At 45.2% G+C, this 12,419-nt stretch carries 9 protein-coding genes and 1 tRNA gene; 7 read left to right on the top strand and 3 right to left on the bottom strand.

The window, feature by feature from the left end:
* Nucleotides 1-79: 79 nt before the first annotated feature.
* Entirely contained in the window at nucleotides 80-1,096 is a 1,017-nt protein-coding gene (gene tsaD / locus M4S28_RS03285; RefSeq protein ID WP_010434613.1) for a tRNA (adenosine(37)-N6)-threonylcarbamoyltransferase complex transferase subunit TsaD, read from the bottom strand.
* A 258-nt stretch (nucleotides 1,097-1,354) separates the two neighbouring features.
* Here tsaD and rpsU point away from each other — a divergent pair, with 258 nt between their 5' ends.
* The 6 genes from rpsU (at nucleotide 1,355) to M4S28_RS03255 (ending at nucleotide 7,544) form a co-directional block, all read left to right on the top strand.
* A complete protein-coding gene (rpsU, locus tag M4S28_RS03280; RefSeq protein ID WP_004396009.1) occupies nucleotides 1,355-1,570 on the top strand; it encodes a 30S ribosomal protein S21 in 216 nt (71 codons plus the stop codon).
* 25 nt (nucleotides 1,571-1,595) lie between these two features.
* Nucleotides 1,596-2,039 carry a GatB/YqeY domain-containing protein gene (locus M4S28_RS03275; RefSeq protein ID WP_009847797.1) on the top strand — a complete coding sequence of 148 codons (444 nt, stop codon included), beginning with the start codon at nucleotides 1,596-1,598 and terminating at the stop codon, nucleotides 2,037-2,039.
* A 119-nt stretch (nucleotides 2,040-2,158) separates the two neighbouring features.
* Nucleotides 2,159-3,910: a DNA primase gene (gene dnaG / locus M4S28_RS03270; protein WP_017080230.1), complete on the top strand. Its 1,752-nt coding sequence runs from the start codon at nucleotides 2,159-2,161 to the stop codon at nucleotides 3,908-3,910.
* A 99-nt stretch (nucleotides 3,911-4,009) separates the two neighbouring features.
* Nucleotides 4,010-5,854, top strand: a complete 1,845-nt coding sequence (gene rpoD, locus M4S28_RS03265; protein WP_009847799.1) for an RNA polymerase sigma factor RpoD — start codon at nucleotides 4,010-4,012, stop codon at nucleotides 5,852-5,854.
* 163 nt (nucleotides 5,855-6,017) lie between these two features.
* A tRNA-Ile gene (locus M4S28_RS03260) sits at nucleotides 6,018-6,093 on the top strand.
* Between the two features lie 182 nt (nucleotides 6,094-6,275).
* Nucleotides 6,276-7,544, top strand: coding sequence for an O-acetylhomoserine aminocarboxypropyltransferase/cysteine synthase family protein (locus tag M4S28_RS03255; RefSeq protein WP_017080208.1), 1,269 nt, complete (start codon nucleotides 6,276-6,278; stop codon nucleotides 7,542-7,544).
* A 104-nt stretch (nucleotides 7,545-7,648) separates the two neighbouring features.
* Here M4S28_RS03255 and glmS read toward each other — a convergent pair whose 3' ends face one another.
* Both glmS and M4S28_RS03245 read right to left on the bottom strand, forming a co-directional pair.
* Nucleotides 7,649-9,481 (bottom strand): glutamine--fructose-6-phosphate transaminase (isomerizing), encoded by a 1,833-nt coding sequence (glmS, locus tag M4S28_RS03250; protein ID WP_004736010.1) that lies wholly within the window; start codon nucleotides 9,479-9,481, stop codon nucleotides 7,649-7,651.
* 107 nt (nucleotides 9,482-9,588) lie between these two features.
* Nucleotides 9,589-10,359 carry a DeoR/GlpR family DNA-binding transcription regulator gene (locus M4S28_RS03245; protein ID WP_017080207.1) on the bottom strand — a complete coding sequence of 257 codons (771 nt, stop codon included), beginning with the start codon at nucleotides 10,357-10,359 and terminating at the stop codon, nucleotides 9,589-9,591.
* 429 nt (nucleotides 10,360-10,788) lie between these two features.
* On the opposite strand from M4S28_RS03245, the gene pykF reads away from it, so the two are divergent.
* Complete coding sequence (pykF, locus tag M4S28_RS03240) at nucleotides 10,789-12,201, top strand: pyruvate kinase PykF (RefSeq protein ID WP_017077653.1); 1,413 nt, start codon at nucleotides 10,789-10,791, stop codon at nucleotides 12,199-12,201.
* Nucleotides 12,202-12,419 lie beyond the last annotated feature (218 nt).

Below are 12,419 nucleotides of genomic sequence, written 5' to 3'. Positions count from 1 at the left end.
TGGTTTATTCTGCGCTTAGCTTTTGTTGATCGACGGTTTCTCGTTGAACGATTGCTATTAGCCAAGCGATTGCTACGAGCTAAGCAATTGGCTCTAGTTGGTCAATTGGCCAACGCGGCGTGGCATGAACAGACAAATCAGCCGTTTCACCATTTTTAAGGCGTTGCATACCCGCGTAAGCAATCATCGCACCATTATCAGTACAGAACTCAGTGCGTGGGTAGTAAACCTCACCACCGATTTTCTTCGCCAGCGCTTCAAGCTCAATACGTAGCTGTTTGTTGGCACTAACACCGCCAGCAATCACGATACGTTTCATGCCCGTTTCCGCCAAGGCACGCTTACACTTGATTACCAAGGTCGCACAAACGGCTTCTTGGAACGCGTAAGCAATATCAGCACGAGTTTGGTCATCATTGTCATTAGCGCGAATGGTATTTGCCGCGAACGTTTTCAAACCAGAAAAGCTCATATCTAGCCCTGGGCGATCGGTCATTGGACGTGGGAACTTAAAACGCCCCGGAGTCCCTTTTTCTGCAAGTCGAGATAACAGCGGGCCACCCGGGTAATCTAAGCCCATCAGCTTCGCGGTTTTATCAAACGCTTCACCCGCCGCATCATCAATCGATTCACCAAGGATTCGGTATTCACCAATGCCTTTTACTTCGACCATCATGGTATGACCGCCAGAAACCAGCAGAGCAACAAATGGGAATGGTGGAGGATTGTCTTCTAGCATTGGCGCAAGAAGGTGACCTTCCATATGGTGCACTGGCACAGCAGGCACGCCCCACGCATAAGCAATACTGCGACCAATCGTTGCACCCACAAGCAATGCACCAACCAAACCGGGACCAGCTGTGTAAGCCACGCCATCAATGTCTTTCGACGTTAGGTTCGCTTCTGCCAATGCCGCTTTAATCAGTGGAATGGTTTTTTTTACGTGGTCACGCGACGCTAGCTCAGGTACCACACCACCGTAATCGGCGTGCAGTTTTACTTGGCTGTATAACTGATGAGAAAGCAGCCCTTGCTCATCATCATAAATTGCGATTCCTGTTTCATCACAAGAGGTTTCAATACCAATAATGCGCATAATTTTCTCGGCACGCTTTCGTCTAAAATGGGAAATTAGCGCAATATTACCCTGCCTAAGCTCTTCAAACAAATATTGTACAGACTATAATCGACAAAGTGCTTTACAAAGCCACTGTGATCGGATTAAAATTCCGCACCATTTTTGATCAAGCTGGTTAATGGCCAAACGCGAATAGAGAGTTAGCTCGATGGGTAACTTCTCTGATTTGGTACTGAGTAACCAGCGATAATGAATAACCCCTGAGGTGAAAGGCATATGCCAATAGTTAAAGTACGTGAAAACGAACCGTTCGACGTTGCACTACGTCGTTTCAAGCGCTCTTGTGAAAAAGCAGGTATCCTTTCTGAAGTGCGTCGTCGTGAGCATTACGAAAAGCCAACTACAGTTCGCAAACGCGCTAAAGCAGCAGCTCAAAAGCGTCACGCTAAAAAGCTAGCTCGCGAAAACGCACGTCGCGTTCGTCTGTACTAATAACTTAATCCATAAGGACTGAGTTATGGCTCTTATTGAACAACTCAAAGAAGAGCAAAAATTAGCGATGAAAGCCAAGGACAAACCGCGCCTTGGCACTATCCGCTTAGCTCTTTCAGCAATTAAGCAACGTGAAGTTGACGAACGGATCACTCTGAACGACGACGACATTATTGCTATATTAGTTAAAATGGTTAAGCAACGTCGCGATTCTGTTGCTCAATATGAATCGGCAAATCGTCAAGATCTTGCTGACGTGGAAAAAGCAGAAATTACGGTACTTGAAGGCTTTATGCCTCAACCGCTAACTGAAGAAGAAGTTATTGCACTACTTGATAGCGCAATTGCAGAAGCTCAACCTGCGGGCATGCAAGACATGGGTAAAGTAATGGCTATCTTGAAACCACAAATTCAAGGGCGTGCAGATATGGGTAAAGTTAGTGGTTTAGTTCGTTCTAAACTCGCTTAATCCCAAATCAAATTGCAACAAGCCGTGCAATCCTTCGGAACGCACGGCTTGTTTGTATCTGTAACCTATTCAAACTATTATTATCCACACTCTCAGTTAGTGCATTTTTCTAAGGTTTTATGGCAGGACACATCCCGCGTAGTTTCATCGATGATCTCCTAGCGCGTCTCGACATTGTCGATATTGTGGACGCACGCGTGAAACTTAAGAAAAAAGGCAAAAACTATGGTGCTTGTTGCCCATTTCACAACGAAAAGACCCCTTCTTTCAGCGTAAGCCAAGAAAAACAGTTTTATCACTGCTTTGGTTGTGGCGTACACGGCAATGCTATCGACTTCATTATGGAGTTCGAACGTCTCGATTTTGTTGAAGCGATTGAAGAGCTGGCCTCATTTTTAGGACTTGATGTTCCTAGAGAACAGCGCAGCGGTGAAATATCCACGGCGCCAAGAGCCAACAGCGAACAAAAACGTAACCTCTACGATTTGATGGGTGGCATCAGTAATTTTTACCGCTCTCAGCTGAAAATCTCAGCTAACAAACCTGCGATTGATTACCTAAAAAATCGCGGTCTTTCTGGTGAAATCGTACAGAAATTTGGCATTGGCTACGTCGCTGATGAATGGGACTTGGTTCGTAAGAACTTTGGCCAACAAAAAGAAGCCCAAGACATGCTCGTTACTGGCGGCATGTTGATAGAAAACGATAAAGGCAACCGATACGATCGATTCCGTGGACGCGTGATGTTCCCGATTCGTGACCGTCGAGGCCGAGTGATCGGGTTTGGTGGCCGTGTTTTAGAAGACGGCACGCCAAAGTATCTAAACTCGCCAGAAACGCCGATCTTCCATAAAGGTAAAGAGCTTTACGGCCTTTATGAAGTGTTACAAGCATACCGTGAACCGCCTCAAGTACTTGTGGTTGAAGGTTATATGGATGTTGTCGCACTAGCGCAATACGGTGTCGATTACTCAGTGGCATCACTGGGCACCTCAACAACCGGTGATCACGTTCAGATGTTGTTCCGCCAGACCAATACTGTGGTTTGTTGTTACGATGGTGATAGAGCAGGTAAAGAGGCCGCGTGGCGCGCACTAGAAAATGCGCTTGAATACCTGAAAACCGGTAACACACTCAAGTTTCTGTTCTTGCCAGACGGTGAAGACCCTGACAGCTATATTAGAGAACACGGTCAGGCAGCTTTCGAACAGCTCGTCCACAATGCGACGCCGCTTTCGACCTATTTGTTCGATAACCTGATTGAAATACACAAGCTGAATTTAGGAACAACGGAAGGAAAATCGGCACTGCGTGCACACGCGAGCGCCTTGATTAGTAAAATTCCTGACAGTTACTTCCAAGAACTGCTCGAAAAATTGCTCGATGAGCGAACTGGATTTGATAACCAATTGAGGCGTGCTCGCGTTCACACAAAGAACCCGACACCTCAACCGCATAAAGAGCTCAAGCGCACTCCAATGCGTGAAGTTATCGCTTTGCTTATCCAAAATCCGAGCTATGCTGATATGGTACCGGATTTATCAAGTGTCAAAGGCTTACAGCTGCCTGGACTAAGTTTATTCGTCGAAGTACTTGATATCTGCCGAGTGAACCCCCATATCAGCACAGGCCAATTATTAGAACATTGGCGAGAGAACAAACATGAGGCACTTCTGTCTCGTCTCGCGAGCTGGGAAATCCCCCTCGACGAAGACAATCAAGAAGACATATTTTTAGACTCATTGGACAATATCCTTGCCCAGTGCGTTGAAAAACAAATTGAAAACCTGCAGGCCAAAGCAAGAAGTGTCGGTTTATCAGCCGAAGAAAAAAGGGAGCTACTAGCTTTAATGCTAGATCTAAAAGCGTAACCCTGTTTGATTAGTCAGCATTTAATAAATTTGTTAACATAATTGGTTTGCATTTGAGAATGCAACGTCCTTCACCAGACCTGAAGTTGGATATCATCTATGGATCAAAATCCGCAGTCACAGCTAAAATTACTTGTTATTAAAGGCAAGGAACAAGGCTATCTGACCTACGCCGAAGTAAACGACCACCTACCTGCAGAAATCGTGGATTCTGAACAGGTAGAAGACATCATTCAAATGATCAATGACATGGGTATCAAGGTAGTAGAAACTGCACCTGACGCTGATGATCTAGCTCTTAATGATGACGATGCCAATATAGATGAAGATGCAGCTGAAGCTGCTGCTGCTGCGCTTTCAAGCGTAGAAAGCGAGATTGGCCGTACTACTGACCCAGTTCGTATGTACATGCGTGAAATGGGTACAGTTGAACTACTGACTCGTGAAGGCGAAATCGACATTGCGAAGCGTATTGAAGATGGTATCAATACCGTTCAATTATCTGTTGCTGAGTACCCAGGCACGATTCCATACATCTTGGAACAGTTTGACCGCGTACTCGCTGAAGAGATTCGCTTAACAGATCTAATCAATGGCTTTGTTGACCCAGACGACGATGGCACAGCTGCGCCAACGGCGACTCACATCGGTTCAGAGCTCGCTAAAACTGATCTAGAAGACGAAGACAAAGAAGAAGCAGAAGACGACGAGGAAGAAGAAGAGGAAGATACAGGTATTGATCCTGAGCTTGCTCTTGAGAAGTTCACAGCACTTCGCACTAGCTACCAGAACCGTCAACTAGCAATCAATGAATACGGCCACGAAAGCCCGAAAGCAACGCTTGCAACAACAATGATGCAAGACGTATTCAAAGAATTCCGTCTGACGCCAAAACAGTTTGATTACCTAGTAAACGAACTGCGTACTTCAATGGATCGCGTACGTACTCAAGAACGCCTAATCATGCGTCAAACGGTTGAGTACGGCAAAATGCCGAAGAAATCTTTCATTGCTCTATTTACTGGCAATGAATCTAGCGAAGCATGGTTGGACGAAGTTCTTGCTTCAGACAAGCCATACGCAGAAAAGATCAAACGTAACGAACACGACATCCGTCGCTCTATCCAAAAGCTGGATATCATCGAACGTGAAACGTCTCTTACTGTTCAAAGCATCAAAGATATCAGCCGTCGTATGTCTATCGGTGAAGCGAAAGCTCGTCGTGCGAAGAAAGAGATGGTTGAAGCGAACTTACGTCTAGTAATCTCGATTGCTAAGAAGTACACAAACCGTGGTCTACAATTCCTGGATCTAATCCAAGAAGGTAACATCGGTCTGATGAAAGCGGTAGATAAGTTTGAATACCGTCGTGGTTACAAGTTCTCTACTTATGCTACGTGGTGGATCCGTCAAGCAATCACTCGTTCGATTGCCGACCAAGCTCGTACTATCCGTATTCCGGTTCACATGATCGAAACGATCAACAAACTAAACCGTATCTCTCGTCAAATGCTACAAGAGATGGGTCGTGAACCGCTTCCGGAAGAGTTGGCTGAGCGCATGCAAATGCCTGAAGACAAGATCCGTAAAGTACTGAAAATCGCTAAAGAGCCTATCTCAATGGAGACACCAATCGGTGACGACGAAGATTCGCATCTGGGTGATTTCATCGAGGATACAACGCTAGAACTGCCTTTAGACTCTGCAACGGCAACAAGCCTACGCGGCGCAACTAAAGACGTTCTTGCAGGCCTAACGCCTCGTGAAGCGAAAGTACTGCGTATGCGTTTCGGTATCGACATGAACACTGACCACACTCTTGAAGAGGTTGGTAAGCAGTTCGACGTAACTCGTGAACGTATCCGTCAGATCGAAGCAAAAGCACTGCGTAAACTTCGTCACCCAAGCCGCTCAGAAACTCTGCGTAGCTTCCTAGACGAGTAATTACACGCTTTAGTGTGGTTAGCTTTTAAGCATAAAATAAAAAAGGTGAGCGTTGGCTCACCTTTTTTGTGCCTACGTGATTTAAGTGGCTAAGATGTAAGCGGAATTGCCCCTCATAGTGTCTAGACACCATTGATTGGTTCCCCTATAATCTATGCCCTACGGCCCCTTAGCTCAGTGGTTAGAGCGCACGACTCATAATCGTTCGGTCCCCAGTTCAAATCTGGGAGGGGCCACCAAATTAGAAAAGCCAGAACAGTTCACGCTGCTCTGGCTTTTTGCTTTTCTAGCCCTTTATCTTCTAGCTCAACGCTCTGCCCCATTCGTCCAGTTTCTTCTATGTGACTAAACATACTTTTCTTTTATAAAAAAATCGGCAATATGAGAGTACACAAATCATTCAATAGTTCAGGGAAGACTCATGAAAGACGAAACGCTCTCGATTCACTTCGGCTACGACACTGATCCAACAACCAAATCGGTTGCGACACCTATTTACCAAACCGTTGCTTACGAATTCGATGACGCACAACACGGCGCCGATCTGTTTAACCTTGCGGTGCCAGGTAATATCTACACTCGTATAATGAACCCAACCAATGATGTGTTGGAAAAACGCATGGCAGCCTTAGAAGGTGGTATTGCAGGCTTAGTGGTGAGTGCAGGCAGCGCGGCGATCAACTACGCGATTCAAACGTTGGCACAAATCGGTGACAACATCGTTTCAACACCTCAGCTTTACGGCGGTACTTACACCCTATTTGCTCATATGCTACCAAACCAAGGGATAGAAGTTCGCTTTGCCAAAGACGATAAACCAGAAAGCTTAGCGGCACTGATCGATGAAAAAACCAAGGCGGTTTACTGTGAAAGTATCGGTAACCCAGCAGGTAACATTATCGACTTAGAACGTGTTGCTGAGCTTGCTCACGCACAAGGTGTACCTGTGATTGTCGATAACACGGTGGCGACACCTGTGTTGTGTAAACCTATCGATTTTGGTGCCGATATTGTGGTGCACTCGCTAACCAAATACGTTGGTGGTCACGGAACGACGTTGGGTGGTGTTATTGTCGATTCAGGCAAATTCCCATGGGCAGAGCACAAAGATCGCTTCCCGGTCTTTAATCAACCAGAACCTTCTTACCACGGTGTGGTTTATACCGAAGCCTTTGGCGAAGCCGCATTTATTGGCCGCGCTCGAACCGTTCCATTGCGTAATACAGGCGCAGCACTGTCACCCATGAATGCCTTCATGCTAATGCAAGGCTTAGAGACGTTGTCGCTACGCATGGAGCGACACACCGAGAATGCACTGAAAGTAGCAGAATACCTTAAGCAACATGAGAACGTGAGTTGGGTAAGCTACGCGGGGTTACCAACCTCTGAGTTCTACCCATTGGCTGAGAAATACATGCAAGGTAAGCCGTCTGCCATTTTATCTTTTGGCTTGAAAGATGGTTATGAAGCCGGTGTTCGTTTCTATGATGCACTGCAAATATTCAAACGCTTGGTGAACATTGGCGATGCAAAATCTCTCGCTTGTCACCCTGCTTCTACAACACACCGTCAATTAAGCGAAGCGGAACAAAAGCAAGCAGGTGTGTCACCAGAGATGATTCGTCTCTCAGTAGGTATCGAGCACATTGACGATATCTTGGCTGACCTAGAGCAAGCACTTAACGCTTAACGCCGTTAAAGCTAGATCTAACGCTGATCGTTAGCTAACAGACACAAAAAAGCCCATCACAGGATGGGCTTCTTATTATCTAATGTTCTTAGATAGGCTAACGATTACTCAACCGTTACCGCTTTCGCAAGGTTACGAGGTTGGTCAACATCGGTACCCTTGATTAGCGCTACGTGGTAAGACAACAGCTGCATCGGTACTGTGTAGTAGATAGGTGCTGTTACTTCACTTACGTGAGGCATCTTGATGATCTTCATGTTCTCATCGCTTTCAAAGCCTGCATCTTCATCTGCGAATACGTAAAGTAGACCGCCACGAGCACGTACTTCTTCAACGTTTGATTTCAGCTTCTCTAGCAAGTCGTTGCTTGGTGCAATAACGACGACTGGCATATCTGCATCGATAAGAGCCAAAGGACCGTGCTTAAGCTCACCAGCCGCGTATGCTTCTGCGTGGATGTAAGAGATCTCTTTCAGTTTAAGAGACGCTTCCATCGCGATTGGGTAGAACTCACCACGACCCAAGAACAGTGTGTGGTGCTTATCTGCAAAATCAGGTGCTAGCGCTTCAATCTCTTTATCAAACGCTAATGCTTTCTCGATATCAGCAGGCAGTTGATGCAGTGCTTGAACGATCTCTGCTTCTTTCTCTTCATTGATGCGACCTTGTAGACGACCAATTGACGTTACCATCATCAGCATAGCCGCTAGCTGTGTTGTGAAGGCTTTAGTTGAAGCAACACCGATTTCAGTTCCTGCACGAGTCATGAAGGCAAAATCAGATTCACGAACCAGCGAAGAACCTGCAACGTTACAGATAGTCATTGCTGACATGTAACCTTTTTCTTTTGCAAGACGAAGTGCAGCAAGCGTATCCGCCGTTTCACCAGACTGAGACAAAGTCACCAATAGGCTATTCGGACGAACAACGAAATCACGGTAACGGAATTCAGAAGCAATCTCTACGTCACAGCTTACGCCTGCTAGAGATTCAAACCAGTAACGCGCAGCCATACCTGAATTGTAAGACGTACCACATGCGATGATCTGCACGTGTTCAACCTTGCTTAGGATCTCTTCCGCTTTAACACCAATCGCGTTAGTGATAACCGAAGTGTCAGAGATACGGCCTTCCATTGTGTTGATCAGCGCTGTTGGCTGCTCAAAGATCTCTTTCTGCATGAAGTGACGGTATTGACCTTTGTCACCTGCATCGTGTTCTGCGTTTGATTCAACGATTTCACGCTCTACACGCTCGCCCGCTACATCAAATACCGTAACATCACGACGAGTCACCTCAGCAACATCACCTTCTTCTAAGTACATGAAGCGACGAGTTACGCTTAATAGCGCTAGTTGGTCAGAAGCAAGGAAGTTCTCGCCCACACCAAAACCGATAACGATTGGGCTACCAGAACGAGCAACAACGATACGACTAGGATCTTTACGATCAACCGCCACAGTGCCGTATGCACCGTCTAATTGTTTCGCTGTCTTTTGCAGAGCTTCAACCAAAGAAGCTGACGTGCGAAGTTCCCACTCAACAAGATGAGCGATAACTTCTGTATCTGTTTGTGAAGTAAACACGTAGCCACGCTCTTGCAGCAGAGCGCGCAGTGTTTCGTGGTTTTCGATAATGCCATTGTGTACAACAGCAATATCGCCAGACATGTGTGGATGTGCGTTTGCTTCTGAAGGCTCACCGTGTGTTGCCCAACGTGTATGAGCAATACCAGTACCGCCAATGACATGTTGTTGATCGACTGCGTCTGCTAGCTCTTGTACTTTACCAAGGCGGCGTACACGAGTTAGGTTAGATTCGCTATCAACTACAGCGACACCCGCTGAATCGTAGCCTCGGTATTCTAGGCGGCGAAGGCCTTCTACTAAAATTTCAGCTACATCACGCTGTGCTACTGCACCAACAATTCCACACATAGTTTCACTCCATCAATTTCGTTTTATTCCTATTGGCAGCAAGCAAAGGCCAGATCTTTATTAAGATCAATTATAGGAAGGTAAATGCATAATACTTAAATTTGTTTTTACGCTGGATCGGTCAGGATAACTCGAACATCATGTGATTCGATACTTACTTTGGATTCTTCGCCTAAGTCTGTATCGGTAATTAAGATGTCAATGTGCTCCCATGCCAGCTCTAAGTTCGGGATCTTTCGTCCCACCTTTTCCGACTCAACCATCACGATCACTTCTCGTGACACTTCAGCCATTACTTTACTTAGACCAACCAATTCATTGAACGTGGTTGTGCCTCTATCAAGGTCGATACCATCAGCCCCGATAAATAGTTGATCAAAATCGTAAGCTCGAAGTACTGATTCTGCGACTTTGCCTTGAAAAGAATCCGAATGGGTATCCCAAGTGCCGCCGGTCATTAGCAGTGTTGGTTCGCTTTCCAACTCATTAAGTGCATTAGCAACGTGCAACGAGTTGGTCATCACAACCAAACCACGCTTGCTATTGAGCTGCTGAATTAGCGCCCCTGTCGTGCTACCGCTATCGATCACAATGCGATTATGGTCGCGAATTAAATCTGCAGCGGCTTTCGCTAATGAAATCTTTCGAGTCGAAACTTGTGGACCCAGTTCTTCGTTCACAACCTCTTTCGGTAATGAAATCGCACCACCATAACGGCGCAAAAGCTGACCGTTTTTCTCTAAAGACGCTAAGTCCTTTCTAATCGTGACCTCTGAGGTTTCGAATTTAGCGGATAGTTCATCAACACTAACCTCCCCCTTTTCATTAACGAGGTTAGAAATAGCATGTCTTCTGAGCTGGGTGTTTCGTTTCGACATTTAAAAAAGGCCAGTAAGTTTCGATTTGAAACATATTATAGTTACAACGAAACTATTTAGTCCATTTATTTTGATCCAAAAAATTAATAAATAGCGATAAAACCTTGTCCTAAGACAATTGTTAAGCAGTGATATTGAACTGATTAGGTGGTAGAATCCGCACCCGAAAAGAAAAAAAATTACAAAACTGACTGTTATTTTTTTGCAACTTACCTCTTATATAGTGGGGTAAGTCACATAAAACCGATATTGAATCAAAATCTTTTGGTCATAAAATGACTAAAATTGATGAAAGACTTACAACTCTGAAGGACATATTGGAAGTCCCGCGCTTTTACACAACAGGCACAAAATGTTGATGTAGCGGACCAATCTTCAGACCTTAAATAAATTTCAAATTGTAACAATACTTACCGGAGAGTACCTTCCATGAAAAAGACCAAAATCGTATGTACGATTGGCCCTAAAACTGAATCTGTAGAGAAGCTAACTGAACTAGTAGATGCTGGCATGAACGTTATGCGTCTTAACTTCTCTCACGGTGACTTCGCAGAACACGGCACTCGTATCGCGAACTTCCGTACAGTAATGGAAAACAAAGGTGAGCAACTTGCTATCCTTCTAGATACTAAAGGTCCAGAAATCCGTACTATCAAACTTGAAGATGGTAACGACGTAGATCTAGTAGCTGGTCAAGAGTTCACTTTCACAACTGACGCAACAGTTGTTGGTAACAAAGACGTAGTAGCAGTAACTTACCTAGGTTTCGCTAAAGACCTAACAGCTGGTAACACTATCCTTGTTGATGACGGCCTAATCGAAATGGAAGTTATCGCAACAACAGAAACTGAAGTTAAGTGTAAAGTTCTTAACAACGGTGCTCTAGGCGAAAACAAAGGTGTTAACCTTCCTGGCGTTTCTGTTCAACTTCCAGCTCTTTCTGAGAAAGACAAAGCTGACCTTAAGTTTGGTTGTGAGCAAGGCGTTGATTTCGTAGCTGCTTCTTTCATCCGTAAAGAAGACGACGTTAAAGAAATCCGTGAGCTTCTAAACGCTAACGGCGGCGAGAACATCCACATCATTTCTAAGATTGAAAACCAAGAAGGTGTAGATAACTTCGATTCAATCCTTGAAGCTTCTGACGGCATCATGGTTGCTCGTGGTGACCTAGGTGTTGAAATCCCAGCTGAAGAAGTAATCTTCGCTCAGAAAATGATGATCGAGAAGTGTAACCGCGCACGTAAGATGGTTATTACTGCAACTCAAATGCTTGACTCTATGATCAGCAACCCACGTCCAACTCGTGCTGAAGCGGGTGACGTTGCGAACGCAATCATGGATGGTACTGATGCAGTAATGCTTTCTGGTGAAACTGCTAAAGGTAAGTACCCAGTTGAAGCTGTAACTATCATGGCTCAAATCGCGAACCGTACTGATTCAGCTCTTAAAGCTGAGCTAGGTTCTCGTCTAGACAGCCCACGTCTACGCATCACTGAAGCAGTATGTAAAGGCGCTGTAGACACAGCAGAGAAGCTAGCTGCTCCTCTAATAGTTGTTGCAACTGAAGGCGGTAAGTCTGCACGTTCAGTACGTAAGTACTTCCCAACTGCAAACATCCTTGCTCTAACAACTAACGAAAAGACAGCTGCACAGCTAGTTCTAACTAAAGGTGTTAAGCCAGTTCTTGTTGACTCTATCGAGAACACAGACGCGTTTTACATCAACGGTAAAGAAATCGCTCTACAATCTGGCCTAGGTAACAAAGGCGACATCGTAGTTATGGTTTCTGGTGCTCTAGTAGCTTCTGGTACTACAAACACGGCATCTGTTCACGTTCTATAAGAATGAACCGATACGCATAAAATATAAAAGAGGGCTTCGGCCCTCTTTTTTTATGAAACAAATCTTGCCTAACTTTTCAGTACGCTGTATTATCAATCACAGTAGAATCACGTACTGTTAACTTCCATGGGCTCTTTCTAAGAGACGGATTAGCAGACTAGAATCAAATATGCATGAGGTTTGTAATGTCTAGTCCTACGCTCACAGACAAAGTATCA

Origin of the sequence: Vibrio sp. J383 (assembly GCF_023503985.1) — a bacterium.
In the GTDB taxonomy this organism is placed as follows: domain Bacteria; phylum Pseudomonadota; class Gammaproteobacteria; order Enterobacterales; family Vibrionaceae; genus Vibrio; species Vibrio splendidus.
The sequence above is the reverse complement of the archived record's forward strand: the minus strand, read 5'-3'. Positions and strand labels throughout refer to the sequence as shown.